30 protein-coding genes and 1 pseudogene are annotated in these 26,513 nt (G+C 39.9%); 12 read left to right on the forward strand and 19 right to left on the reverse strand.

Translation table 11 applies throughout. The annotated features are described in order from the left end of the window. Nucleotides 1–127: 127 nt before the first annotated feature. From V5M36_RS02365 to V5M36_RS02385, 5 genes and pseudogenes are all read left to right on the forward strand, one after another. The gene (locus V5M36_RS02365) at nt 128–2,116 is read left to right on the forward strand and encodes an ATP-dependent helicase (RefSeq protein WP_338561639.1); all 1,989 of its coding nucleotides are present in this window, start codon (nt 128–130) and stop codon (nt 2,114–2,116) included. A gap of 101 nt (nt 2,117–2,217) precedes the next feature. Further along, nucleotides 2,218–2,484 (forward strand): RNA recognition motif domain-containing protein, encoded by a 267-nt coding sequence (locus V5M36_RS02370; RefSeq protein WP_338561640.1) that lies wholly within the window; start codon nt 2,218–2,220, stop codon nt 2,482–2,484. Between the two features lie 85 nt (nt 2,485–2,569). Then, a pseudogene (locus tag V5M36_RS02375) lies at nt 2,570–2,906 on the forward strand (ASCH domain-containing protein). 76 nt (nt 2,907–2,982) lie between these two features. Further along, on the forward strand, nt 2,983–3,486 hold the full coding sequence (locus V5M36_RS02380; RefSeq protein ID WP_338561641.1) for a DUF6586 family protein: 504 nt from the start codon (nt 2,983–2,985) through the stop codon (nt 3,484–3,486). Nucleotides 3,487–3,612: 126 nt separating this feature from the next. After that, entirely contained in the window at nt 3,613–3,891 is a 279-nt protein-coding gene (locus V5M36_RS02385) for a hypothetical protein (protein ID WP_338561643.1), read from the forward strand. A 65-nt stretch (nt 3,892–3,956) separates the two neighbouring features. On the opposite strand, the gene V5M36_RS02390 is transcribed toward V5M36_RS02385, so the two are convergent. From V5M36_RS02390 to V5M36_RS02405, 4 genes are all read right to left on the reverse strand, one after another. Continuing rightward, complete coding sequence (locus V5M36_RS02390; protein WP_338561646.1) at nt 3,957–5,675, reverse strand: cation:proton antiporter; 1,719 nt, start codon at nt 5,673–5,675, stop codon at nt 3,957–3,959. Between the two features lie 160 nt (nt 5,676–5,835). Continuing rightward, entirely contained in the window at nt 5,836–5,991 is a 156-nt protein-coding gene (gene rpmG / locus V5M36_RS02395) for a 50S ribosomal protein L33 (RefSeq protein WP_001205031.1), read from the reverse strand. Between the two features lie 12 nt (nt 5,992–6,003). Continuing rightward, complete coding sequence (gene rpmB, locus V5M36_RS02400; protein WP_010325866.1) at nt 6,004–6,240, reverse strand: 50S ribosomal protein L28; 237 nt, start codon at nt 6,238–6,240, stop codon at nt 6,004–6,006. Nucleotides 6,241–6,405: 165 nt separating this feature from the next. Then, nucleotides 6,406–7,854 carry a coniferyl aldehyde dehydrogenase gene (locus tag V5M36_RS02405; RefSeq protein ID WP_338561651.1) on the reverse strand — a complete coding sequence of 483 codons (1,449 nt, stop codon included), beginning with the start codon at nt 7,852–7,854 and terminating at the stop codon, nt 6,406–6,408. A gap of 112 nt (nt 7,855–7,966) precedes the next feature. Between V5M36_RS02405 and V5M36_RS02410 the strand changes: the two genes are divergently transcribed. The 5 genes from V5M36_RS02410 (at nt 7,967) to V5M36_RS02430 (ending at nt 11,723) form a co-directional block, all read left to right on the forward strand. After that, nucleotides 7,967–8,659, forward strand: a complete 693-nt coding sequence (locus tag V5M36_RS02410; protein WP_338561652.1) for a TetR/AcrR family transcriptional regulator — start codon at nt 7,967–7,969, stop codon at nt 8,657–8,659. A gap of 109 nt (nt 8,660–8,768) precedes the next feature. Then, complete coding sequence (gene purU, locus V5M36_RS02415; protein WP_338561653.1) at nt 8,769–9,635, forward strand: formyltetrahydrofolate deformylase; 867 nt, start codon at nt 8,769–8,771, stop codon at nt 9,633–9,635. A gap of 227 nt (nt 9,636–9,862) precedes the next feature. Further along, on the forward strand, nt 9,863–10,675 hold the full coding sequence (locus V5M36_RS02420) for an energy transducer TonB (protein WP_338561655.1): 813 nt from the start codon (nt 9,863–9,865) through the stop codon (nt 10,673–10,675). A gap of 20 nt (nt 10,676–10,695) precedes the next feature. Then, nucleotides 10,696–11,319, forward strand: a complete 624-nt coding sequence (locus V5M36_RS02425; protein WP_338561657.1) for a MotA/TolQ/ExbB proton channel family protein — start codon at nt 10,696–10,698, stop codon at nt 11,317–11,319. Continuing rightward, on the forward strand, nt 11,319–11,723 hold the full coding sequence (locus V5M36_RS02430) for an ExbD/TolR family protein (RefSeq protein WP_338561659.1): 405 nt from the start codon (nt 11,319–11,321) through the stop codon (nt 11,721–11,723). The genes V5M36_RS02425 and V5M36_RS02430 overlap by 1 nt, the downstream gene beginning before the upstream one ends. A gap of 69 nt (nt 11,724–11,792) precedes the next feature. Here V5M36_RS02430 and msrA read toward each other — a convergent pair whose 3' ends face one another. From msrA to lgt, 7 genes are all read right to left on the reverse strand, one after another. After that, nucleotides 11,793–12,317 (reverse strand): peptide-methionine (S)-S-oxide reductase MsrA, encoded by a 525-nt coding sequence (msrA, locus tag V5M36_RS02435; RefSeq protein ID WP_338561661.1) that lies wholly within the window; start codon nt 12,315–12,317, stop codon nt 11,793–11,795. A gap of 140 nt (nt 12,318–12,457) precedes the next feature. Continuing rightward, nucleotides 12,458–12,913: an META domain-containing protein gene (locus tag V5M36_RS02440; protein ID WP_338561663.1), complete on the reverse strand. Its 456-nt coding sequence runs from the start codon at nt 12,911–12,913 to the stop codon at nt 12,458–12,460. Nucleotides 12,914–13,011: 98 nt separating this feature from the next. Beyond that, nucleotides 13,012–14,073, reverse strand: a complete 1,062-nt coding sequence (locus V5M36_RS02445) for an Lnb N-terminal periplasmic domain-containing protein (protein ID WP_338561665.1) — start codon at nt 14,071–14,073, stop codon at nt 13,012–13,014. A gap of 29 nt (nt 14,074–14,102) precedes the next feature. Continuing rightward, nucleotides 14,103–14,615 carry a dihydrofolate reductase gene (locus V5M36_RS02450; RefSeq protein WP_338561667.1) on the reverse strand — a complete coding sequence of 171 codons (513 nt, stop codon included), beginning with the start codon at nt 14,613–14,615 and terminating at the stop codon, nt 14,103–14,105. A gap of 128 nt (nt 14,616–14,743) precedes the next feature. After that, nucleotides 14,744–15,586, reverse strand: a complete 843-nt coding sequence (thyA, locus tag V5M36_RS02455) for a thymidylate synthase (protein ID WP_338561670.1) — start codon at nt 15,584–15,586, stop codon at nt 14,744–14,746. 362 nt (nt 15,587–15,948) lie between these two features. Next, nucleotides 15,949–16,323 (reverse strand): hypothetical protein, encoded by a 375-nt coding sequence (locus V5M36_RS02460; protein ID WP_338561672.1) that lies wholly within the window; start codon nt 16,321–16,323, stop codon nt 15,949–15,951. 255 nt (nt 16,324–16,578) lie between these two features. After that, complete coding sequence (lgt, locus tag V5M36_RS02465) at nt 16,579–17,388, reverse strand: prolipoprotein diacylglyceryl transferase (protein ID WP_338561674.1); 810 nt, start codon at nt 17,386–17,388, stop codon at nt 16,579–16,581. A gap of 93 nt (nt 17,389–17,481) precedes the next feature. Here lgt and V5M36_RS02470 point away from each other — a divergent pair, with 93 nt between their 5' ends. Further along, complete coding sequence (locus V5M36_RS02470) at nt 17,482–18,264, forward strand: NRDE family protein (protein WP_338561676.1); 783 nt, start codon at nt 17,482–17,484, stop codon at nt 18,262–18,264. Nucleotides 18,265–18,304: 40 nt separating this feature from the next. Here V5M36_RS02470 and V5M36_RS02475 read toward each other — a convergent pair whose 3' ends face one another. The 4 genes from V5M36_RS02475 to tatA form a co-directional block, all read right to left on the reverse strand. Beyond that, nucleotides 18,305–20,554 carry a PhoX family protein gene (locus V5M36_RS02475; RefSeq protein ID WP_338561678.1) on the reverse strand — a complete coding sequence of 750 codons (2,250 nt, stop codon included), beginning with the start codon at nt 20,552–20,554 and terminating at the stop codon, nt 18,305–18,307. 157 nt (nt 20,555–20,711) lie between these two features. Then, nucleotides 20,712–21,491 carry a twin-arginine translocase subunit TatC gene (tatC, locus tag V5M36_RS02480; RefSeq protein ID WP_338561679.1) on the reverse strand — a complete coding sequence of 260 codons (780 nt, stop codon included), beginning with the start codon at nt 21,489–21,491 and terminating at the stop codon, nt 20,712–20,714. Further along, nucleotides 21,488–22,015, reverse strand: coding sequence for a Sec-independent protein translocase protein TatB (gene tatB / locus V5M36_RS02485; protein ID WP_338561682.1), 528 nt, complete (start codon nt 22,013–22,015; stop codon nt 21,488–21,490). Before tatB ends, tatC begins: the two co-directional genes overlap by 4 nt. 16 nt (nt 22,016–22,031) lie before the next feature. Next, complete coding sequence (gene tatA, locus V5M36_RS02490; RefSeq protein WP_338561685.1) at nt 22,032–22,262, reverse strand: twin-arginine translocase TatA/TatE family subunit; 231 nt, start codon at nt 22,260–22,262, stop codon at nt 22,032–22,034. Nucleotides 22,263–22,472: 210 nt separating this feature from the next. Between tatA and V5M36_RS02495 the strand changes: the two genes are divergently transcribed. Further along, entirely contained in the window at nt 22,473–23,345 is an 873-nt protein-coding gene (locus tag V5M36_RS02495; protein WP_338561688.1) for an AEC family transporter, read from the forward strand. A 66-nt stretch (nt 23,346–23,411) separates the two neighbouring features. Here the strand turns inward: V5M36_RS02495 and rdgB are convergent, their stop codons facing one another. The 4 genes from rdgB to metX form a co-directional block, all read right to left on the reverse strand. After that, nucleotides 23,412–24,038, reverse strand: a complete 627-nt coding sequence (gene rdgB / locus V5M36_RS02500; protein ID WP_338561689.1) for an RdgB/HAM1 family non-canonical purine NTP pyrophosphatase — start codon at nt 24,036–24,038, stop codon at nt 23,412–23,414. Nucleotides 24,039–24,144: 106 nt separating this feature from the next. Next, nucleotides 24,145–24,735, reverse strand: coding sequence for a tetratricopeptide repeat protein (locus tag V5M36_RS02505; protein ID WP_338561690.1), 591 nt, complete (start codon nt 24,733–24,735; stop codon nt 24,145–24,147). After that, entirely contained in the window at nt 24,732–25,325 is a 594-nt protein-coding gene (metW, locus tag V5M36_RS02510; RefSeq protein ID WP_338561692.1) for a methionine biosynthesis protein MetW, read from the reverse strand. The genes V5M36_RS02505 and metW overlap by 4 nt, the downstream gene beginning before the upstream one ends. Continuing rightward, nucleotides 25,325–26,485, reverse strand: coding sequence for a homoserine O-succinyltransferase MetX (metX, locus tag V5M36_RS02515; RefSeq protein WP_338561694.1), 1,161 nt, complete (start codon nt 26,483–26,485; stop codon nt 25,325–25,327). Before metX ends, metW begins: the two co-directional genes overlap by 1 nt. Nucleotides 26,486–26,513: the final 28 nt, after the last annotated feature.

Consider the following 26,513-nt stretch of genomic DNA (forward strand, 5'->3'; position numbering starts at 1 on the left):
CATAAAAAAAGCGGTGTAATTAAACTAATCTTAATAAAAGAGCAGAACAAGGCGTAAATGAGCACTGAGGAGGTTTTCTTGGAGTGGCTCTGTTAAACTATGCGCTGATCACGCACGATGAGACACCATGAGTTTAGCCACCCTGATTGACGAATTAAACCCTCAACAAAAGCAAGCAGCAACAACTGACACCAAACATAGTTTGGTTCTTGCAGGGGCAGGTTGTGGTAAAACCAAGACCATTGTGGCACGCGCGGCCTATCTTATAGAACAAGGTGTTCCTGCCAATCAAATCCAAATTCTCACGTTTACCCGACGTGCTGCCAGTGAAATTGTAGCGCGAGTTGAACTGGCGCTGGGTGATCAAGCCAAAGGACTGCGTGCTTCAACATTTCATACCTTTTGTATGTATTTATTGCGTCGTATACCGCAAGCGTTTGGTTTAGATCAATTCACAATTATAGATCGTGATGATCAAATCATGATGTTTCGTCTTATACGAGGTAAAGACGATAAAAAGAATCCCAATCAATTGCCGAAGCCTCAAGAACTTTGCGATTTATATTCTTTTGCACGAAACACACGTCAGAAACTCAGTTTAGCCTTAGAAAAACAACATCCTGAACATTTAGCATTTAAAGATCAAATTGCGGACATTATGAAAGAGTACGAGACACGAAAACGTGCTCGGAGCTTTCTAGATTATGACGACATCTTGGCGATTGTGGCTTCTGCTTTAGAGCAGTCGGATGGATTGGTAGATTATGTCGCATCAATTTGCAGACATATGCTGGTGGATGAAATGCAAGATACCAATCCACTGCAATGGGCGCTGCTTGAACCATTAAAAGATAAAGTCAGCTTATTTTGTGTGGGTGATGATGCGCAATCAATTTATGGTTTCCGTGGTGCCGATTTTGAAAATATCCATCATTTCAAAGAACGCGTGCCAGATGCCGAAATTTTTAAATTAGAAAAAAATTATCGTTCAACCCAAGAAATTTTAGATTTATCCAATTGGTTGCTCGATCAAAGTGAAATTAAATACGAGAAGCGTTTAGATGCCTATCGCGGTGAAGGGATAAAACCAAAGTTACATATTTTCCCCAACGAATTTGATGAAGCCAAATGGATTGCGATTGATATCAAAGAGCGTCATTTCATTGAAGGTAGTGCATGGCGCGATCATATGGTTTTGGTGCGTTCGAGCTTTGCAGCACGTCATATTGAAGCAGCGTGTATTCAGGCCAATGTGCCCTACCGTTTTATTGGTGGAATGAAGCTACTTGAAACAGCGCATGTGAAAGACCTATTAAGTTTATTAAGACTGATTTCCAATCCATTGGATGATATTGCGTGGATGCGTTTCTTAACGCTCTGGGATGGTGTGGGTGATGTGGGCGCAAGTCGCTTGGCTCAGCAATTACTTCTTGAGTCAAACAATGAAAAAATCATGGATCAATTGGAAAAGTTTGGTCGTATTCCGCAAGAAACATTGTTGATCATGAAACAAATGGATGTGCTCAGAAATGAAGTGCAGGCATGTGTAGGATTAGCAATACAAGCCATTGAAAATCAGCTCAGTGAAAACTATAAAAAAGACTGGAAGCGTCGTCAGGGCGATTTTGAATTGGTTAAACAATTGGCCTCGAAACACAGTCAATTAAGTGAGTTTTTAGAAGCATATGTGTTAGATCCTGTTTCGATCACTGAAATTGAACGCCAATCACAAGATGATGTCGTCACACTGATTACGATTCATTCAGCCAAAGGAACCGAGCAAAAGGTGTGTTATGTGGCCAATGTGTCCGCTGGGCAGTATCCAAATGCACGTGCTCAAGGTGACTTTGATGATGTTGAAGAAGAGCGCCGTGTGCTCTACGTGGCGCTGACTCGTGCGCAAAATGAGTTGATTTTGACCAAACAAAATTTAAGTATTTGGACCAAAGATCATGTTGATGAACAAGGGCGAAAGGTTGAAAATTATTTTTTAAATGATTTAACTCGACATTTATGTACGACTGAAACCCATTACAAGACACGTCAACAAACAGTGAAAAGTACTTTAATTGAACGTCAGTCGATTAATTTAGATTTTGGCATAGATCTCGATTAAACTATCGACATTGCGCTGTTTAGTTTTTTTTTAATTGCGAAGTTCAAAAAGTCGAGTAGGCGAGTGCTTTTTGATTATTTTGCCTATTTTAAGGTTGTAAGATGAAAATTTTAGTTCGTAATTTAGAGCGTACTGTACGAGAGCCTGAATTACTTAAGTTGTTTCAACAGTTTGGTAAAGTAGACTCATGTACATTAGTGATGGATGAAGTCACCAAGAAGTCTAAAGGTTTTGCCTTTGTTGAAATGCCAAATGGACGCGAAGGTGTGAAGGCGATCAAAGCGCTCAATACACTACGTCTACATGGTCAAGGTATTCGTGTGAAGCAAGCTGAAGACAAGCCAGTAGATGACGCTGAAAGCAAATAATTGAGAAGGAGCATTTGCTCCTTTTTTATTGTCAAAAAATAATGCTAAGCATAAGAGAGTGCGATTAAAATTTTAGGCTTTATCCATTGTGCAACCGAGTGGATGCTTCATTGTTCAGGGTATCAAACGCTTGGAAATTCGTTTATGGCAACCTGAGCTTACGCTACTAAAAAAAATTAGTCATTGTGGAAAATAGTCATTATTCAAATCAAGATGGTGATGAAAAAAAGGTCATGGCTGTAGCAATAGTCGATTTTGAATCTATTCATGCATGGCAAGAAAATGAAGTTGAACTTGCATGTGCAAGTACTTGGTCTGAAGGGTATTTTGCATGGGTAATCACTCATGTTAGACCCATTGAACCACCCATCCTCGTTCCTGCTCAACGAAAAATCTATTTAATTGAGATCGATCATGTATAAATTTTATTGTGATTTTTTTTAAATAGCGTTTAATCTTGAAGAAAGTAAGAAAATTGATAATTTAAGGAATATGTTCATGTCTCGTGTCGCTCGCTTTCATGCCGATCGTACCAATCAAAAATTATATTTTGCTCGTCTTTCGTGTCTACAAGCTGAGCAAGTCGAACATGTTCAACAAGCTCAAGCATATCGTGAAGCAGCAGTATTTCATTTGCATGGTGCTGTATTGGCATTTTTACAAGAGTTAGCTCGTTATTATCGACTCAGTGACACTGCGCCAACCTTAAAGTCGATTGAGGATCTTATGGCGGAAAAAGGGCAAGTGTCACCTGAAGTAACGGTATTACAGCAGTTAGCGAAACATGGCTTTATTGCTGAACTTAAGCGTGCATTCCGCATGTGTCAGTATGCTCCTGAACCCAGTTCACCTGAACCTGAACAAGAAACCTCATCTAATTTGATCATCAAAGTAACGCAAACATCGCAAGCGTGGTTGCCTGATGCACAGATCCTAAGAGAATGGCTACGCGATTTAACTCAACTTATTGATGGTTTTCGTAATGAAATGGTTGAGTTTTAGAAATATTCATGCCAGTTTAAATACATAGACTTGAATTTAGGTTAACTTGATCCAATATAAGAAAGTCAAGGTGATACAAATCGCATCCAGCATTTTGTCATCATGTTTGGTCATGGAGGGTGGTGTATGTCTATAGAGCAGTTAAAAGAGTTGTTTGGCACTCAAGAAGCCATTCTAGAGTTGGTTCAGCTAGAAGGTGGTGAGCTAGCTTTACGCAATGCTGACTCTGAAAAAGATCCATTGCTCACTATCCAGTTTAATGATGACATTAAAGCCCTGTTAGGGGATCAAATGCCTATAATCGCTCAACAAATGATTCAGGCTGCGCTTTTGGCACTTTTAGAAAAACAGTCGAATGAGTGGAATGCTGAAGTGGTCGATGAAAAACCTCAGTTTTTGAGTTGATTCAGTCCTTGATTTAAAAACCGCATAAGAAGTGCGGTTTTTTTATACCTATATTTCTGACTTAATCAATGCGAGGGAGACTGGTGATGCGCAATTTCAATTTGATTTAAAATATAATTAGTCATATTTCTCGCCATCTCTTCTTTTGCGTAATACACCTCACCTAAGTTGTCAGCACGAATCAACTCGGCTTCTGCATTATTTTCAGCGCAGACGAGGACTTGAATTTTTGGATTCAAAACTCTAGCAGTATCGACAATTTTATGAATGTCTAAAATATCCATTGGGGAAATAACCAACAGGCGTGCATGTTGAATATGCGCTTGAATAAGCACTCCAGGTTCTGTTGCTGAACCCGATACTGCTGCAATTCCTTTAGCACGTAGATTTTCTACGATTTCACGATTCTCTTCCGCAATCACGACTTTAATATTGTTTTGCATTAAAGACTTTGTAATACGCCGACCGACTTCACCATGGCCTATCAGAACCACTTGATCACGTAAGTAATCTTGAGATACCTCATCTGGCAACATCGCCAGCGGGTCACCACTACGCTCTAATAAGCGCGCAAGATGAGAATGTTCACGAATCCATTTTTGTACAGGCTCGACTGCAGAAAATAAAACAGAGTTCAATGAAATTGAGAATAAAGCGCCTGCAATAATGAGGTTTTGTGCTTCTAAGGTCAGCAATCCCGTAGATAGTCCAAGGGTCGCCAGAATGAAAGAGAATTCCCCAATTTGCGCTAAACTTGCACCGACAGTGAGTGCTGTATTAAGCGGATAACGGAAAAATAGCACCAACGCCATTGCAGCCAGCGTTTTACCAATCATGATGATCCCAATCACCATTAAAATATGTAAAGGTTGATCAATGATGATTCTTGGATCAAAAAGCATGCCGACGGATACAAAGAATAAAATTGAAAAAATTTCGCGTAAAGGGAGTGTTTCTTCTTCAGCTCGATGACTAAAATCAGACTCTTTAACCACCATGCCTGCGAAGAACGCACCCAGCGCCATAGATACGCCAAAAATAGCGTATGAGCCATATGCGATTGAAATAGCAGCTGCAACCACGGTCAGGGTAAAAAGCTCTCTAGAGCCTAAACGAACCACAAATTGCATAATCATTGGAACGAGACGTTTACCAATAATCAGCATGAAGGCGATAAAACCTGCAACTTTGATTAAGGTGATGCCCAAAGTCATCCAAATATTTTCATTTGGATCACTCCCTTCTAACGCATTTCCGCCCAAGATCACGGCCATTGCAGGAAGAAGCACCAAGGCCAAAACCATAACTAAGTCTTCAACCAATAGCCAACCCACTGCAATTTTACCATTCACAGAGTCAAGCAAGCCTCGGTCACCCAATGCTTTGAGTAACACGACCGTACTTGCACAAGATAAGCTTAAGCCAAAGACCAGGGCTGAACCAAAGCTCCAGCCCCACATCATGGACACAGCAATCCCCATTAATGTTGCAACGGTGATTTGTAAGATGGCACCAGGAATGGCGATTCGTCTGACTTGTAATAAATCTTTGAGGGAGAAATGCATGCCGACCCCAAACATGAGGAACATCACGCCTAATTCAGCCAATTGATTGGCAAGGGTGATATCTGCAACGATACCAGGTGTTTTGGGACTGATAATAATACCAGCAATAAGATAGCCAACAAGAGGGGGTAGACGTAAACGTGCGGCAAGATAACCAAAAATTAAGGCTAGACCAAAACCAACCGCAAGTAAAATAATAAGATCTACATCATGTGGCACTAAAACCCCCTTAAAAAACTTTTTAAATGAATAGGAAATTGAACCTCAGCACAGATTAAGCATGATTAGTGCCAAAGGACCAAGAGATTGTAACAACTCGAATAAAAAAAAGGCGAAAAAAAGCGACCCAAAGAGGATCGCTTTTTTAAGAAAACCAAAATTATTTAATTTTAGCTTCTTTGAAGATTACGTGTTGACGGATTTTTGGATCAAATTTTTTGATTTCCATTTTTTCCGGCATAGTACGTTTGTTCTTAGTCGTGGTATAGAAATAACCTGTACCAGCAGAAGAAACTAGGCGAATTTTATCACGCATGGTTCAGACTCCTTAGATCTTTTGACCTTGAGCACGTAGGTCTGTAACAACCTTCTCGATACCCAATTTGTCGATAATACGCATACCCTTAGTGGTTAAACGAAGACGTACAAAACGTTTTTCGCTTTCTAACCAGAAACGGTGGTGATGCAGGTTCGGCTCGAACCGGCGTTTAGTTTTGTTGTTGGCGTGTGAGACGTTGTTACCAACGACTGGACGCTTGCCGGTAACTTGGCAAACCTTAGACATGGTGTAACTCCATTGATTTAGCCAACAGCAATTCTGTATGGCCAGTCAAAATAAAACGGATTGAATTCATTCAAGGGGCGTTTTATATCAAAATTCCGCTTAAAAGACAAGCGGAATCGATAAAAATGCAACATGATCAAGTGTGATAGATCATGCCTTGATCACTTAACGAAGAAAGGCTTTCTTGATTAGACTCGGGATAGGTCTATCAAACGGCGGCAGAATGAATTTCAAGCTAAACAGCTTGGGTACAGACATAACCGAACGTTCATTAGATAAACTAAAGAAGCCTTCAGGACCGTGGTATCTGCCCATTCCTGAAGCGCCGACGCCACCAAATGGTAAGTCATCTTGCGCGACATGAGTCACTACTGAGTTTTGCCCAAAGTGGCCAGAATGAGTACGCTGAGCAACATATTCCGCTCGCGCATCGTTAAAGTCGAAGTAGTATAATGCAAGTGGACGTGGGCGGTCATTAATAAACTCGATAACTTCGTCTATTTGATCATATTCTAAGATGGGCAAAATTGGACCGAAGATTTCATTCTTCATAATATCCATGTCTGGGGTGACGCCAGTCAGTAATGTAGGCGCAACTTTACGGACTGCGGTTAAATCTTCATTACGCGGATTTATTTCAATACTTTTCGCACCATTTTTCAAAGCATCTTCTAAATAACCTTGCAGACGCTTATTTTGTTTGTCGTTCACAATAGACGTGTAATCTTGGTTATCGCGTAAAGATGGATACATATTTTGTGCGACAGTTTTGAAACAACGAATAAATTCTGCTGTTTTACCGCGTGGAAGGTAGATGTAATCTGGTGCAACACAAGTTTGTCCTGCATTCCAAAGCTTACCAAACGCAACACGTTCAGCCACATCATTCATATCGCTGTCTTGATGTACAATAACTGGAGACTTACCACCAAGTTCAAGAATGACTGGAACAAGGTTTTCAGATGCAGCTTTCATGACTGTTTTGCCGACGTTGGTCGATCCTGTGAAGACCAGTTTATCAAAAGCCAAATGACTAAAAGTATCTGAAATGATGCCGCCGCCTGTAACCACAGCAACCAACTCTTGTGGGAATGCTTCAGATAATGCATTTTGTAAAACATAACCAAAATGATGAGATGAACTCGATACTTTGATCATCGCGTGATTTCCCGCAGCCAAAGCACAAATCAGTGGGCTTAATGCCAGCAGAAGAGGGTAATTCCACGGCGCAATGATGCCCACGACACCCATCGGTTGGTATTGTACCCATGCTTTTGCAGGTTGATGCAGAATACCAATATGACGTTTAGACGGCTTCATCCATTCAGTTAAATGCTTGCTATAATATTTAATCTGTTCTAAACACGTCAGTAATTCGCCAATTTTGGTTTCTGAAATTGAACGATTGCCATAATCTTTATTAATTGCTTCAGCAATTTGATCTTGATATTTAACCAAAACCTTTTTGAGACGAGCTAAACGTTCAATTCGTTGTTTTGCTGTTGGGTGGGGATAACGTCTGTATGCTTCTTTCTGTAGTGCAAGAAGATCATGGATGTGTTGAACGTCCGATGTTTCAGTCGTCATAAAATTTGTTTTTGTTTGACTGTTCATGACCAATACCACTAATGTAGATTTAATGTATTTTTTATTTTTAGAGTAATTACTCTAAAAAGTCAAGTAACTTTTATGTTAGCGTATGCTAACGGTTGTCGATGGTATTAGGATGTCAAATTCCAAAACGTTAAAAACGAAAGATCGAATTTTGCAAGTGAGTTTGCAACTTTTTAATGAGCGTGGAGAGCGTACCGTCACCACGAATCATCTTGCGGCTGAAATGAGTATTAGTCCGGGGAATTTGTATTATCACTTTCGTAACAAGCAAGAAATTATTAAAGAGTTAATGGAGCAATACCAGCAAGAAACTTTAGACTTGCTTGCTTTGCCTGATGACCGTGCAGTCAATGCGAATGATAAAATTCGTTATTTTCAAGTATTAAGTAGTCAAATGTGGGAATATCGCTTCTTGCATCGTGATGTTTATCATCTTGTGGAAAATAACGATGATTTTCGAAAAATTTATCCTCGATTCGCGGGTAAGGTAATGCAACAAGGGCAAAAAATTTATCAAGCTTTTGTGGATGCGGGTCTCATGCAAATGACAGCGTCAGAAATTGAAGCTTTGATTATTAACTTGTGGATTGTATTGACCAACTGGACGAATTTCCTTTATATGTCTGGTCATTTAAAAGATTCAAACCATCTGGATGAAAAGTGGGTATGGCAGGCATTACGTCAAATGGTCTTTTTAGAAGGACCTTATTTGCGTGGTGAAAGTCGTCAAACCTATGAGCGCTTATTGGAAACTTTAGGTCCTTCCGAATTGTTTGCGAGTTTATCTGCGGATAAGAATGACTAGTCTGCGGATAAGAAAGACTAGATCGATTAAAGAAAATTTGAAAGCCTCTCAAAAAGCGTTAGAATACGCGGCTATTTTTCAATTTACCTGTTAAGTGACATAAATCATCATGAATATGACAACTGCGAACACTGCACGCTTACTGATTACTTGTGAAGACAAGCCAGGCATCGTACAGGCTGTATCGAGCTTTTTGTATCATCAAGGCGCGAATATTACTGCGCTTGATCAATATGCAACTGAAGCTCAAGGCGGACGTTATTTTATGCGTGTTGAATTTGAGCTAGAAAATTTGCAAAGCCGCAAAGAAAATATTCTTCAAACTTTTGCTTCAAACGTTGCGGTTCGTTATGAAATGCAGTGGCGTTTAGGTTTGGTGAGTGATGTAAAAAAAGTGGGGATTTTGGTTTCTAAAGTAGACCATGCCTTGCTTGAATTACTCTGGCGCCATGCACGTGGTGGTCTACCTTGCGAAATCACCAAGGTTGTTTCTAACCATGAAACACTCCGTGAGTCAGTTGAAAACTTTGGTATTCCATTTGAAGTTGTACCTGTAACCAAAGACAATAAACGTGAAGCCTATGCAAAAATTGATGAATTAATGCAAGGCAATGATTTATTGATATTGGCGCGTTATATGCAAATTCTGGATGAAGAGTTTGTACAGAAGTGGGAAATGAAGGTGATCAATATTCATCATTCATTCTTGCCTGCTTTTGTTGGGGCTAATCCATATAAACAAGCACATGAGAAAGGTGTAAAATTGATTGGCGCCACGGCACATTATGTAACGGCAGACTTGGATCAAGGGCCAATCATTGAACAAGATGTAGAGCGTGTAAATCATGACTTTACGGTTGATCAATTACGTGATTTAGGTCAGGATGTTGAGCGTAATGTATTGGCACGTGCAGTCAAATGGCATTTAGAAGATCGTATTATTGTTGACGGTAATAAAACCGTTGTATTCCAGTAAAACGCTATATTTGCTCATTTAATTAACTAAAATAACGTCTTAAAAGGCATGCTTATAGTATGCCTTTTTTATTAAGCATTCAAAAAACTAATAAAAAGACGACAATTAATTGTTGCAAATGAAAACACTTCTCATTTATTATTGACATACTTTAATTGTTCTAAACGATAAATTCGATTGAATTTACCATTTTGGTGGTCATCACTTGTATTAGGTTCCAAACTTTAATGAGTCAATCTCCTACGTCTATACCGCAAACTCCTAACACGATGAAAAAGAAAGTTCTTACTGCAGTGATTGCTGTGGTGATAGGACATATAGGCGTATTATTTGCTGTCAGTCAAATGCAGTCACCAGAACTCAAAAAGATTGAAAAAGAGCCACTGAAAGTTAGATTTGTCAAAATTACAGAAGATGTTCCACCACCTCCGCCACCAGCAGAGCCAGTTAAACCGAAGGTTCAGCCGAAACCTGAGCCTAAAGTGGTAGAACCAAAACCTGTGGTGAAGCCAAAAGTGATTGCAGAAAAACCAAAACCTAAAACCGAATTATCTAAACCCGTTGTAGACGATACGCTTGAAAAGCAAAAACTTGAAAAAGAGCGTTTAGAGCAACAAAGACAAAATCAAGAGCGTTTAGATCAGCAGAAGCGTGAACAGGCTCAACGTGATCAAGCAGAACGTGAGCGTAAAGCACAAGAACAGGCTGAGAGAGATCGTTTAGCACGTGAGCAAGCTGCAAAAAATACCCCGAGAACCTTGAGTCAAGGTCAAATTTCATGGGTTCGCTCGCCGAAACCATCATATACAAATAAAGATTTACAAGGTTCTGACCGTATCATCGTGGTTTCTGTTGAAGCGGATGCAAGCGGTCGTGTAACCAATGTTCAAGTGATTAAATCGAGTGGTATTTCGACTCTAGATCAGAAGATTGTTCGCTCGGTACAAAATGCAAAATTTAGACCCTACAAGGAGAATGGCGTCGCTTATCCATTTAAGGCTGAGCAACCATTTGAATTAAAATTGAATTCTAACGGCTAACTATTATTAGGAGTTCGAGTATGAACTTTTCAGTTTATTGGCAACATGCAGATGCGGTGAGTAAAACGCTGTATTTTGTATTACTGGTAATGTCAATTGCGACATGGACGATTGTTGTTTTACGCATCATGGGTACACGTCAGCTGAAGCAACAAGCTAATGCTCAACTTTCGAAAGCGTTATCAAGCCTGAAAGCTAAACTCATCCCATTAAGTTTTGAGCAGCGTAAAGCTGTCGCAGAGCAAGCATTATTACGCCAAATTGCAGTTGAAAAATCTTCAGCTGAAAAAGGTATTGCTGTATTGGGTACAATCGCGTCTCTTGCACCATTCGTGGGTTTGTTCGGTACAGTATGGGGAATCTTCCACGCACTTGTTGCAGTCGGTAAGAGTGGTCAAGCAGGCTTAGCACAAGTTGCGACACCCGTCGGTGAAGCCTTAATTATGACGGGTATTGGTCTTGCAGTTGCTATTCCAGCCGTGATTGCATACAACATCTGTGTGCGCTTTAACCGTACGCTCAGTCATGATCTGCAAGATCATGCGCACAGTTTGTTAATCGACACGATGTTGCAACAAGATTCAACAGTACAAGCAGCACCTGTAAAATCCACACGTGAAGGTTTAGTTGGAGGTCAAGCTTAATGGCTTTTCAATTGGGTGAAGACAACGAAACTGGTATGACGGAGATGAACCTCATTCCGTTAATCGATATTATGTTGGTATTGATGATCATCTTTTTGGTGACAGCAACCGTTGCTAACCCATCAATTCCATTAAGTTTACCCAAAACAACTGCTGATATTATTGATCCGCCACCCGAATCAATTCAAGTCAGTATCAACGCCCAAGGCGAGTTGGCTTGGGATGCTGAAATCATTACGATTGATGAACTACAGAAACGTTTTGATAGCGCAGGTCAATCAGCACAACAACCGACCATTATTTTAAAGGCGGATAAAGATTCACGTTATGATACTGTGGCACAAGTGATGTCTCGTGCGAGCGAAGCCGGGCTTTCTGATATTGCTTTTGCAACAGATAACTAATCTTAGAAATTCAAAAAAGCGACCTGATGGGTCGCTTTTTTTATGGGCTGGAGAGTTGCTAAAGGTAGGTTATTCAGACTTTAATAAGTCTTGAAACTTACTACGCAATTTCATCAGCTTAGGTGGAATTGAGAAATTGCAGTAGCCCTGTGCTGGATTACGGGCAAAAAAGTTTTGATGATATTCTTCTGCTGGATAAAAAACAGGTGCAGGGCTTAGCTCTGTCACTATATTTAAATCTTCAGCTTTTAATTGATTGATTGCCTGTTCTGCTTCATATTGCTGTTGTTCATTGAAATAGTAAATGACAGAGCGATATTGAGTTCCAATATCGTTGCCTTGCCGATTCAGGGTTGTGGGATCATGAATGGCAAAAAAAACGTTAAGTAATTGCTCGAAGCTGATTTGGGTTTCATCGAAATCAATTAAAATCACTTCAGCATGATGGGTATCGCCTCTACAGATATCATCATAAGTGGGATTGAGTGTATGACCACCTGCATAACCACTCACCACTTTATCGACACCTGTGAGCTGTAGAAAGACAGCTTCTACACACCAGAAACAACCGCCGCCTAAGAGTGCTTGTTGCATCGTCTAATCCTGTTTGTTGAATCTCTTAATATGGATAACATGGAGTGCAAATGCACATTCTCGAATTTTACAGCCCGAATGCGCGAGCTGTATTGGCAAGATTTGTAACATCCATACGACGAATTACCATATCAATGAGCTTAGCGTGGTTGTACGCTAGATTCATATTGCAATACAGGATTACCATGTGGATCAAGCAAACGTAATGTTTGGTTATATACTTGGTATCCTGCAACTTTAGACAAAGCGTGATTATATTGCTTCGCAAGTTCCATGGTGTTTTGACACATCATTTGAGTGCCTGCAAGTTGACTGAGGTTGAGTTTATGGCCTTCAGTGCTATAACTTCCCATAATTCGATTACAGCCGTCAGCACCACTCACACGTTGTGTCGCTTCATCAAATTGAATGCTTGGAACATTGTAAGCAGCCGGATCTGTTTTAAATTCTACTGCACCGATATGCGTTAAAACCCAAGTTTTATTTTGTAGTAAAGCCAAGTTTTCAGCCTTTTTTAATGAGCTTTGTGTTGTTGTACAGCCAGTGCCCACTAGAACTGCGCAGACCGCTGCTGTTGCCCATACTTTTTTAAACATTGCTTGCCCCCTCTATACGATTTTTTTGTGCTTCTATCTAAGCAAAAATAGAAATGAATCACCAGTTTAACAATGTATCTTGATGTATTTTTTTATCCCTATTCAATTTTGCTTTTCGGTAACCCTGAACGAATAATTTGCGAATAATCGGCAGTATTCTGATCATCAGAATGCTCCACTTGAGCCATCTTTGGATTAATATGGGCACGTTGATACCAAGTCTTCATGTCCCAGTTTCGATTAAGAGCACCCAGATCATATAAATAATTGGGTAGATATCCTGAGGCAAGCAAGCGATAGTCCGTAGGTAATTCTTTATTGGATACGGCTTGAACCATATCAAACACCAAAGTCGTGCAGTTGGTGGTCAGCGTGTTATACCATTTGGCTTGTTGATTTAATTCATCAGCTTGATGCAAATATTCTTCAAACAACGCTTTCATTTCTGCTTTTGGCATATTTACAGGGAAAAAATACACCTGCTCATTGCGAATATTACTGCGTGTATAAACGATATCTTTTTCATCTGATGCGACTAAGCTCACTTCAAATTTTCGGAAGAATCCGCCAATCGCAGAAAATTCTTCTGTTTTTTCTTTACGAATTTCGATAGAGAAGGTGAGTGGTTTACTGTTGGCAAAGTCAAAACTGACCAAAGTATGCGCAATTTGAGGCCCCATCCAATATGAGGTAATAATGTTTACACCCGTAATTTGATCTAGATCGTATTCACGACTTTCCCAACGCTCATCAAATTGGCCATTTGGATACCAGTTAAAATTTCGAACATTGTTCAGTGTGATGATGTCACCTTGACGCTCATAATTTAAAATACGCGCAACTTCAGGACTCCACTCGCGGTCTTGTCTAGCTTCTAAGCCAAAATACCAAAATAGACTCAGAACAAAGATGATGATATAGAGCAGAACATCCTTGGTGCGACTAAAAAAATGTCGACTGACATAGATACCTAAAATACTTAAAGCAAAAGCGATCCATGAACCAATCAGAACTCTACTGAACAGCCATCCCCATGGTTCTTGAATCCAGAGCGCTAAACAGAGCCATATGGATGATAAAATGACAAATAAACTAAATATAAAATGCAGTGCGCCCATCCCGAGCGCCCTCAAAAATTCTCGTTTACCGATGTTATGCATATAGGATCATTATAAGTATAAATTAGCGATTATTTTTGGTAGGTTGCGAACTCAAAAGCAACCCCAGTTTTGTCGTCTATATGTTGTTCAGATGCGACCTTTTTGAAGTCAGCGGGTATGTCTGGATAGTAGGCATCACCCTGAACGTCAAGCGCTACATGCGTCAGTTCTAAGCGATCTGCAATGGGAAGGGTTTGTTTGAAAATTTCACCACCGCCAATAATAAAAAGCGTAGATGGTTTTTCTGATGCTTTGACGTCTGCGACTGCTTGGCTTAGCGCATCTTCAATGCTGTAGGCGATTTTTGTTCCCGTAAAGTTCCACTCTAGATCACGAGTAATCACCCAGTTAACGCGTTTGGGTAAAGTTCGACCCATCGACTCTAGAGTCTTACGACCCATAACCACCACACCACCTTGGGTAATTTCTTTAAAATGTTTTAAGTCAGCAGAAATATGCCAAGGCAAGTCATTACCTTTACCGATACAGTGTTTTTGATCCATGGCAACAACGTGAACGACTTCTAAATTTTGGAATGACATAAACGGGCTCTTAATCTTTGAATCGTATTTAGCTTCCTGTTTAAAAAGCGGGAGAAACTCGATGGATTGGTTTCTTCCGCTTTTAAAAAGTTGAGGCTAGACGAAAATTTTTGAATGATGATTATAAGTTACACGGCTACAGGTGCTTTAATTCCTGGGTGCGATTCATAACCCACAATTTCAATATCTTCAAATTTAAAATCAAACAAATCTTTAATCTCAGGATTCAATTTTAATTGACAGAGTTCAAGCGGTTCACGGGTCAGTTGCAATTGCGCTTGTTCAAAATGATTTACATACAGATGTGTGTCGCCGCCTGTCCAAACGAAATCACCGACTTCAAGATCACAAACTTGCGCAATCATGTGTGTTAGAAGTGCGTAGCTGGCAATATTAAACGGTACGCCCAGAAATACATCTGCACTGCGTTGATATAATTGACAAGATAATTTGCCATTGTGTACAAAAAACTGAAATAAGGTGTGACATGGCGGAAGAGCCACTTGACCCGCTTCATTAGGATTCCAACCTGACACAATCAAACGACGTGAATTAGGATTGGTTTTAATTTCATTGATCAACCATTTGATTTGATCAAAACCATCTTGTTCATATAAGCCATTTTCTTTTTTGGTTGCGCCAAAATTACGCCATTGATGACCATAAATCGGGCCGAGCTCACCTTCAGGACGACCAAAGCGCGCTGTTTGTTCAGCTGTAGACCATTCATCCCAGATACGAACGGTATTGTCTTTTAAATACTGAATATTGGTATCACCTTTTAAAAACCACAGCAGTTCAATCACGATTGAACGGAAGTGCACTTTTTTAGTGGTGAGCAATGGAAAGCCTTTGGCTAGATCAAAGCGCATTTGATGACCGAATACAGAACGTGTTCCTGTACCCGTACGGTCGCCTTTATCACCGCCGTTGTCTAGGATGTGTTGTAGTAGGTCTAAATACGCTTTCATAAAATTCCTAAAAAAATAGAACGATCTTGAAGGGTTCAACAGCAATAAAAAATTGTCTGATGATATCAAATTGGGAGTTTTGTCTCATTCCGAAGTGTACCTGATTGGTCTCTGTTTTTTAAGTCTCTTGAATCAAATAGAAAACTTAACAATGATGGACCATTCTATTTCCTCACATTGAAGCTGATAAAAATGATCAAGATACAATTGAAGATGTTCAACAAAATAATGTGGAATTGATTTTAATGTTGATGAAGCTAAATGGATCATCAAAACTCCTGAAATGAAGATGAATCCTGTTCACTCAGGACTTAGTTTTAATGATCCTAAAAAACGCTCTGACGAGAAAATTTTATTTTGCATCATGTGTTTTTATTGTGGTTGAGTAATGACAAAGGTGAAAACAAACAAATCGCGAGCGCCATAAACGCCAGTCCTTGCGCACCAGGGAGTAGAATTTCACCGTCTTTCATATGCATAAAAATCAAGCTCAATAATAATGCAATAGGAATCCAGAGCAGCAATCGAGACAAAAGTCCTGTCGGATTCTTTGCAGCGAAATGAATTTTGCAGTAGCGACATATTAAGAAAATGATACCTGTACCTAAAAACATTAAAATCGCTTCTAAGGGTAAAGGATCGATCCAATACAGCACAGCGGTGATTGATGCAATGATGATAAAAAAAAGAAATTTATGAGTTGTTGAAACGCGTGGATCAAACCAAAATTCGAGCATAGACAGTGTGATTAGACATTGTGAGATATTTTACTTTAGCATATTTAAATTTCGAAATATGGGTGGAATGATTGGATTGCTATTCATTGGCTTGATATTGCATTTATTGTTAGTAAGGTGTGTGGTTATTCAAATTTATCGTTATTTAAATTCGTAGTTATTTATACGTTGTTATTCATACATTGTTATTAAAATTTGCAGTTATTAAAAAAGCACCCTAAGGTGCTTTCATTGATTATGATGAAGGCGTCTAGATTAAGTCGTTTTTTGTGGACCCCAGTCGTACACTTTCTTTTGATAGGCATACCACATCATCCAGAAACCAATCAAAATCATTGGAAGGCTAAGGAATTGACCTTTACTCATCCATGCAATAAACAGTTGACCATTATCTGGTTCGCGGAAGAACTCCACGATAAAGCGAGCTAAGCCATAGCCGATCAGGAACAATGCAGATACTGCCATACGTGGGCGAGGTTTCGAACTAAACCACCATAAGACGATGAATAGGATTAAACCTTCACACAGTGCTTGATAAAGTTGTGATGGATGACGAATGAGTTGCAGTGGATCTGTCGGAAAAACCATACCGAACGCAAAATTTGGATCTACAACTTGGCGGCCATACAGTTCACCGCCAATAAAGTTACCAATACGACCAAACATGAGTCCAGTTGGAACACATGGCGCAATAAAATCAAGCGTTTGGAACCAGGTCATTTTGTATTTTTTACACCACAGTAGCATGGCGATCATGACACCTAAGAATCCGCCATGGAAGCTCATGCCGCCCGTCCATACTTGGAATAACCAGAGTGGGTTGGCTAAAAACTGGTCGAACCCATAAAAGAAGACGTAACCAACGCGACCACCCAGTACTACACCTAAAGCGCCATAAAAGATTAAGTCAGAGACCATATCTGGTGTCCAACCACGTTGTTTAGCACGATAAGTTGCAAGTCCCCATGCAAATAAAAATGCAAGTAAGTACATCAGTCCATACCAGTGGACTTGAATTGGACCCAGCGATATTGCGACTGGATCAATAGATGGGTAGGTCAGCATTCCTGTTCCTTGATATTATGTTTTGCACAGATTTTAGCTGAAACATTTAAAAAATGTTGTACATTCAATGTGTATCGTTAATAGGTAACAAGAATGTGTATTGTCGCTATAGCATGGCAAGTGTTACAAGATAGAGCACTTTGCATGATTTCGAATCGTGATGAGTTTTATAATCGACCTGCTTCGAGTATTCATTTTTGGCCGAATAGCCCGATTGTGGCGGGACAAGATTTACAGTCGGGTGGGACTTGGATGGGGATAACTCAAACAGGACGTTGGGCGATTGTGACTAACTTTCGTGATGCTAAAGATCAGACAAAATATCCAACTTCACGAGGTCATCTGATTCAGCAGTATTTGGAGTCTAATTTAACCCCGATCCGCTTTGCAAAAGAGATCGAAAAAGTGCAATGCGATTTTGCTGGTTTTAATCTATTTGTCGGGGATACTGAACAAGCCGTTTACATGAGTAATCGAGGTGAGGCACCTCAGGTATTGGCAAAAGGGGTTTATGTCGTTTCCAATGGATTAATGAGTGATGATTGGGAAAAAACCAAACATCTACGCAAACGTTTTACTCAAGAATTGTTGCCCATGTTGCAACGTGAAGAGATCTCCTCAGCTGAAATTGAATACGCTGTTTGGGATATTTTAGAAGATGAACGAAAAATACTTACGACGCGATTACCTGAGACAGGGATTTCAGTTGAAATGGAGGCTTTACTTTCATCAACATTTATTCAAAGTCCAGTCTATGGGACACGATGTTCAAACTTTTTAGTAATGCAACAACAGCAGTGGACATGGTTGGAAAAGTCTCAGCAAGGTGAAAATATAGGTGAAATTCGTACATTAAATATTGATATTCATAGATAAAAAATGCCGACATGAAGTCGGCATTTTTTGAAAATTTATTTTATGCGGTTACTTTCGTCTCTAAAGCTTCACCAGCAATAACTCCACCATCTTTACGCGTAATCACAACTGTTGCTGAGCGAGGTGTTTTACCCATTACACTGTGTTTCGAGCTTTGGTTTGCAGGCCAAGTACCACCTGGATGTTGCACATTAACAAAGATCGCTTTGTAATCAGGTGTCATCGTTACACCTGTAATTTCACAACCACTTGGACCCGTTAAGAAACGACGGACGCGATCATTTTTTAATTGAGCACCAACAATTGTTAATTGACCACCTTCTTTAGTTGTTGCTGCTGCTACTTTTTCTGTACCACCATCACCAACTTTACCAGGCAAAGCAGCAAGCATCATACAGTTAGTTTCATCGGTATATTGGCCATCATCAGTTTGGATCCAAAGCACACCACGTGGGTCGAACCACATACCATCAGGACTAGAGAAGTCATTCATATCATCTAGACCAGATAGATTAATATTTGACGCTGCATCAGCTTCAGCACCGAACAAGAAAATATCCCAAGTAAATGCAGTAGCAGTCACAGTGTCTTCATTTTCATGGAAACGAATAATATGACCATTCATATTACCTGACTGACTTGCTGAACCATTTTTAACATCAACATAACTACGTGGATTAGCTGCATCTGTATCATATGAGCGACCGCGGCTGCCATTGTTAGTCAGTGTTACATAGATCTCGCCATTTTCAGGATTAACTGCAACCCATTCTGGACGATCCATTTTTGTAGCACCCAAATAGTCTGCTGCTAATCGTGCATTGACCACCACATCTGCTTGGTCAGCAAAAGAATAGCCAGTATTTGATGTGTCTAGTCCATTTTTATTATGGGTTAACTCTAACCATACACCAGTACCATCATCATTGAATTTTGCGACGAATAATGTACCTTTATCCATATATTTATCACCGGCAGCATAACCACCGTTGATATCTTTTGGATCCCATTTTGCATCAGATACAAATTTGTAGATGTATTCGCCTGTTGCATCATCACCCATATAAAATGCTAGTGGTTGACCAACAATAGGATTACTAGAGCGACAGTCTTCATGCGCAAAACGACCTAAAGCAGTACGTTTTACTGGGCGGCTGCGATTATCAAACGGATCGATTTCTACAATCCAACCACATGTATTCATCACATTACGGTAGTCTTGAAGGGCATTAGCATTTTTAGCAGAAATATCCCAGCAATCATATAAATCACGATTTCCTGTTAATTCTGCTACAGGTGTTTCCCAACGATATTGACCGCTTCTTGCAGAAGTTCCACCACGTCCATAACGGCTTAAAGAGGTTTCTTCTTTTACCGAACGAGTATCGTTTGCTTGACGTGCAAAGTAACCACTCCAATTCTCTTCAGCAGTGATATACGTACCCCAAGGAGTATAACCAGATCCGCAGTTAGCAAATGTACCACGCGTACGAGTACCATCTTGAGAGAAAAAGGTTTTAAGTAGATCTGAACCACGTGCTGGACCATTTAGCTCCATTTCTGTTTGAGCAGTAATACGTCGGTTAAATGGTGAATCCATGTTGATGCGAACATTTTGACTTGTTTCATCTTTGACGACTTCAACGATAGAGACACCATGAGCGTTAATTTCACGCATGACTTGATCTTCAGAACGGACGCCTTTCGTCACAGCATCGGGTACATGGAGTTCAGTCTGTGATAAATACTCATGATTTAAAACTAAAAGACCTTGCTTTGACTCTTTAAGCGAGTAATTTTGTTTGGCAGGATCCATACCAAAGAAACTCATTCCATCATGACAATCGCCTGAACGGAATTTGTATGAAGCACCCGATTGTGAAATTGCATCAGTTTTTATTGCATAATTTTTATTGATTGGATCACCAACTGCATACAAAACTTTGAGTTCATAGCCTTCAGGAACAGTGAAATAATTTTCAGTATTTTTTTTCACGTGTTCGAAAGTAAATTTACTTGGGCGTGCTTTGAGGTCGCTCCATGTATGAGCATCAGGATTCGGTTCTGGAGTAGGAGGTGTGTTTGATGAGTCAGAGTTTGAGTCATTATCATCATCTGAACAACCAGATACGGATGCAGCAAATGCTAATGCCATAGCCCCGCTAGTAGATTTTGTAATAAAGCTACGGCGACTCATATGGTTCGCTAGAATAGTCTGAAAATGTGTATTCTTTGAAGTATTACTATCTTCTGTAAGATCCTGACAAGGGATCATATCATCTTGATTCATATTTTTTCCTAGCAATGAGGCTTGGTTGTTTTAAAGTTAAGAACAAAATACGCACTAATTGTGACAGGATGTTGAAGGTAATATTTCAAAAATATTAAATAAAACAATTATTTGAATATTTGAAAGGCAGCTAAAGCTGCCTTGATTTTATTTTCAATTACTCAGTTACTGATTTACGTTTTTCAAAGATTTTGCCCAAAAATAAGCCTAATTCAAACAGCATCCACATGGGTATAGCCAACATAATCATTGAAAGTGCATCGGGTGGAGTCACAAACATTGAAACGAAAAAACAGCCTACGATAATAAAGCGGCGTTTTTCGACCAGCTGGGCAGTGCTGACTAATCCAATCATAATCAAAACAAGTGTGATAATTGGAATTTCAAACGTTAAACCAAACACTAAAAATAATTTTAAACAGAAGCTGAGATAGCTATTAATATCGGTCATCGGTGCAACCGTTTCAGGTGCGACACTGATAAAAAAATGCAAAATGGAAGGCAACGCAACCATATATGCGAAAGTAACACCAATATAGAAAAGACTAATACTGCCGAGAAGTAAGCCAACAGCTAAAGACTTTTCAGCTTTATACAGAGCAGGTTTCACAAAAGACCAAAGCTGATAAATGATATAAGGCATTGCAATCATCAATGCCACAAAAAAATTCAGTTTAAACGGCGCCATAAAAGTGGCTGTTACATCAGTTGCGATCATAGATGATGTAATGGGTAATTGAGCACGTAAAGGCTCAGACATCAATTGGTAGTTTTTATTCGCAAAAGGTAATAAACAAAAAAATAGAATGACAAGAAGACCGACAATTTTAAATAAATGTTTTCGCAAAATGACCAAATGCTTGGTAATTGGCATCTCTTCTAATGGCGGAATATCTTGCTCAGTTGACGTTGTTTTTTTGATTAATGAGGTGCTCATACGGCCACCTTAAGTTGACTCATTTCATGATTGATTGAAGATAAAGGCATTTTATTTAACTTGGTTTGAGCATTTATTCTTGAGTTATTGATACGAAAAGCGAAAGGGGGTTGAGGTTGTTCGATATAAGTATAAATCTTTAAGCGTTGAGCCTGAATTAATGGTGTTGATGTGTTTGATAATTCACTAGAATTTAATCTATCTGACTTTGCATTATCAGATTTTGCTTCATTAGGCTTTGTTTCATCAGCAATTTCTATTCGCTGATTTTCTAGAGCACTCATCTGAACTTTCATTTTCTGTTCAAGCTCTTGAATTTTATTCATTTCATTATTCATTTGCTCGCGTAATTCAGACAGGCGTAATTCGCGATCTAAATCGTTTTGTGCATTGCTCACCATACGCTTGATTTTCGCATACCATTTCCCTGCAAAACGCACACCTTCAGGGAGCTTCTCTGGACCTAAAACCAAAAGTGCGATAATGCCGAACATCAGGAGCTCTGCCATTCCAATATTGAGCATATTCTTACCTCAATGCTTAATTCTTGACTGTGGAATTTACTTCTGTTGTCGTGTTTTGATGTTCAAGCGTACGTGGTTCACTTAAAGATGCAGTCGTCGCAGCCGCTTCATCTTCTTTAATTGATTTTTTGAAATCTTTAACTGCGCCACCGACATCTTTACCTAAATTTTTGAGTTTAGATGTACCAAATAATAGAAGAACGACAATCGCGAATATAAGTACGTGCCAAATTGAAAGACCAGCCATGGTTTTTTCCTTGTCTAATTTATAATCGTCAATTTGAACAGGATTATGTGACAGTGAATTGACGTTAATGTTTCAATTCAAAGACAGTTTCAAGCTTTGATAATGTTTGAAGCAAAATCAATAATGCATTTTTCAAGTTTGATGAGCATGTTTTATACTGCTGCTGTGCTAGCATGAGAATGATGAGCTCACCGAATAAAAGTCACTGATATGACGCTTCTTCTTCCATTGATTGCATTTTTAATTGGTTATTTTGCAGTTCAATATTTATCGCCTTTTCGTCCTTTTTTAGCGCTGATTTTGGCTAAAATTCTGATTCCAGTGATCATTATCTATCATATGGTGTTTTATCAGCAGGGCAGTATTTGGTTGATGCTGTTTAGCTTTTTTTCATCATTACTGATGTATTTATTTTTTTATAGTCGTGATCAAGATCGTTTAAAAGCATTGTGCCTCAGTTATTTAAATATGGCTTGGTTGGGTTTTCCATTTGCATTAGCCGTATTTGGAACAGAGGCGACCAGCCCGATGGTTGCACTCTATATTGGTGGATCAGTCTTTGGAAATATTTGTGCAGTGATGGCGCTGGGAGATGGAACGCAGAGCAAACAAAGTATCTTTAGAAAGGTGATTTTGTCACCGCCGATAATCGCCTTGAGTATTGCAGCATTGTTGTTGCCTTGGGATTTTTCAGATGATCAAAATCATGTGGTGATTCAAAGCGTTTACCTTACATCGAAATGGCTTATGACGTTTACAGGGATGTGCATTTTAGGTATGTGGCTGAGTCAGGTAAGAATCCAGTTCCAAGATCTCCTTGAAAGCACTCGATTTGCGATTCAAAAGTTAATTCTAGGTTTGCTGTTCTGTGCTTTTGCTTATTATTGTTTACCGATTCCGCAAGATTTTATTACGTTTTCAGTCATGCTGATGTTTTTTTGTTTGCCTCCAGCGGCCAATATTGTGGCGTTGGAAACCCATTATCAGGGCACAGGCCGCTCAGCGCGCTATATTGCTTCAGACACAGTGGTGAGTTGTATCTTGATCGGATGCTTATGGTTGTTGGTGCATATTCTGACTTAATTTAGGTCGATCCCATGACGAGATCAAATAATGATGATCTGCGTCTTGGGACATCATGGATTATGCCTATTGATTTAAACTTGATTTGAATAGTTGCATCGCTTGACCACGATGACTGATTTTATTCTTATCTTGTTTGCTCATTTCAGCACTTGAAAGGCCAAGTTCTGGTAACCAAAATAAAGGATCATAGCCAAAGCCTTGTTCACCGCGTGCCTGTTCAAGGACTTCGCCTTTCCAAATGCCTTGGAAAATTTGTGGTAGGGGATCTTCAGCGTGTTGCACCAAAGCCAAAACACAAACAAACCATGCTTCAATGGCTTCACCTTCTTTACGGTGCGGTTTTAAGTCGACCAATAATTTAGCATTGTTTGCAGCATCATCACCATGCTCACCTGCGTAACGCGCAGAGTAAATTCCTGGAGCACCCCCTAAAACGGGAACACAAATGCCAGAATCATCTGCAATGGCTGGTTTCCCAGAAATCTTAGCGGCATGACGCGCTTTGATAATCGCATTTTCAACAAAGCTTAAGCCGTCTTCAATTGCATCTTCAATATTTAATTTGCCCTGAGCTATCACTTCAACGGGAAGATTTAACTGTTCAAATAGCTTTTCAAACTCAGCAATTTTACCTTTGTTGTTGCTGGCGAGGACCAACGTGCCTTGAGATAACCAATCTGTTGAAGACATAGAATTTCATCATTAAAACCTTACATGGCACTAAGTGTAGCAAGTTGCTCGTCATTCTAGGCAATAAAAAAGCACCCGAAGGTGCATTTTTTAAAGTCGCATTATATTACTGCGCTTGAATCCACTTATCAGCACGGTCACGTGCAGTACGAATTTGTTCAGGGCTCAGGTTTGCAGCCAAAGCGGTTTTCTTGGTTTCTGACATATTGATGACTTTATTGTCGAGCATCCCATCACGAGTAGACAGTTCATACCACTGGTATGCACCCATGTAGTTTTTCTTTTGCTCTTCCATGACAGCTAAATTGAAGCTGGCACGGTTATCCCCATGGCTGGCTGCTTTTTCAAAATAAGAACGTGCAAGCGCTTCGTTTTTAGATACACCAATCCCATCTGCATACATACGACCCACATTCAACTGGGCAGATGAAATGCCTTGATCCGCAGCTGCTTTAAACCATGTAAACGCTTGTTTTAGATCTTTACCAATTTCTTTACCTTGCTGATAGTGATTAGCAAGATAGAACTGCGCAGCAGGCTGACCCGCTTTGGCTGCTTTTTGCAAATCCGCTACAGACATGAGTGAGTACTGTGCTGCTTGAGCCGCTGTTGACTGTTGTTGTGGTACATAGTCTGCATGTACTTGAAGGCTGAATAACCCCAAACATAATGTACTGCCTAATATTAGTTTTTTCATAGAGCGCTCACTCGATAAATAGCGACTTCACCAAACAAATTCGGAAGGTGCTTACTGAGTAAGCTTCCTTGTTGATTTCCATTCACGGCAAGTCGGTCAATAATTTTAATCTGATTTTCAGCACACAGTGCTTCAAAATCGCGAAAAGTGCATAGGTGGATATTTGGAGTGTTATACCACATATACGGCAATGCTTCAGAAACTGGCATCTTTCCTTTGATTGCTAAGAAAGAGCGAGTCTTCCAGTAGGCAAAGTTAGGAAAAGTAATAATGGCTTGCTTCCCAACACGCACCATATCGCGTAAAAGCACATCGGGCGCATCTACAGCTTGCAAAGCTTGTGCCATAACCACATAGTCAAACGACTGGTCGGCAAAGCGTCCCAAACCGAGGTTCAAGTCTTGTTGAATGATATTTAACCCGCGACTGACGGCAATTGCAATCTTTTCTTGATCAATTTCGAGTCCATACGCCCGAATTTGGTGTTTTTTACTCATTTGCGACAATAATTCGCCGTCACCACAGCCCAAATCTAGCACGCTAGAACCTGGTGCAATCCATTTTTCTGCTAATTGTTGGTCAATACGCATTAAACTGTCTCCTGAGCTGTAGTTTGCAAATGTTCAGGACCACCCAAGAAGGCTCTCAGGGTTTTGACATACATAGGAATAGGGAACAAGAAGGAATCATGTCCTTGTTCTGCATCGACATCTATATAACTAACAGGTTTTTGGCAAGTGATGAGTGCATCCACGATTTCTTGTGAGCGCTGAGGGGTAAAGCGCCAATCTGTGGTAAATGAAATGACCAAGAAACGACATTTGGTATTGGCCATTGCCTTGGTCAATGAAAGTTCATATTCACGTGCGGGATCGAAATAATCCAAGGCCTTGGTCATAATCAAGTAAGTGTTGGCGTCAAAGTTACGACTGAACTGTTCACCTTGATAGCGCAAATAACTTTCAACCTGAAACTCAACATCAAAACCATACATGAATTTACCTGATTTTAAGTCACGGCCAAATTTTTGCTTCATGGCTTCTTCAGATAAATAGGTGATATGACCAACCATACGCGCCAAAATCAAGCCACGTTTTGGATAGCTATCATTTTCCAAATAACGCCCATGATGAAAATCTGGATCAGACAAGATGGATTGACGTGCCACTTCATTAAATGCAATGTTTTGGGCAGAAAGTTTTGGCGCACTTGCAATGATCACACAGTTTTTTAAACGATCAGGATAATCGACAGACCATTGTAAAGCTTGCATACCACCAAGCGATCCGCCAATTACAGAATACCAAGTTTCAATTTCTAAACGATCTGAGAGCATGGCCTGAGTTTTAACCCAATCACGAACAGTGACGAGTGGGAAATCTGGACCATAAGGACGGTTTTCATTTTCAGGGTTTGGAGAGGTTGGACCCGTCGAACCGCTACAACCGCCAATATTGTTGAGCGCCACCACAAAAAACTTTGATGTATCTATGGCTTTACCTGGCCCAATACAAGCATCCCACCAGCCCACTTTTTTATCATCTTCATGATGATAACCTGCAGCATGATGATGCCCAGACAGGGCATGACAAATGAGAATGGCATTGGATTTGTCCGCATTAAGCGTACCGTAGGTTTCGATCATGATATCGAAACGAGGGAGAATTCGACCACATTCTAATGCGAGTGGTTCTTCAAATTGAATTTTTTGCGGGGTTACTAAGCCCACGGAGTCAGCTGGAAAAGACACAGGATGGATTCGCCTTAAATCTTTAGTA

The sequence above is a fragment of the Acinetobacter sp. KS-LM10 genome (assembly GCF_036896575.1).
Classification (GTDB): Bacteria; Pseudomonadota; Gammaproteobacteria; order Pseudomonadales; family Moraxellaceae; genus Acinetobacter; species Acinetobacter avistercoris.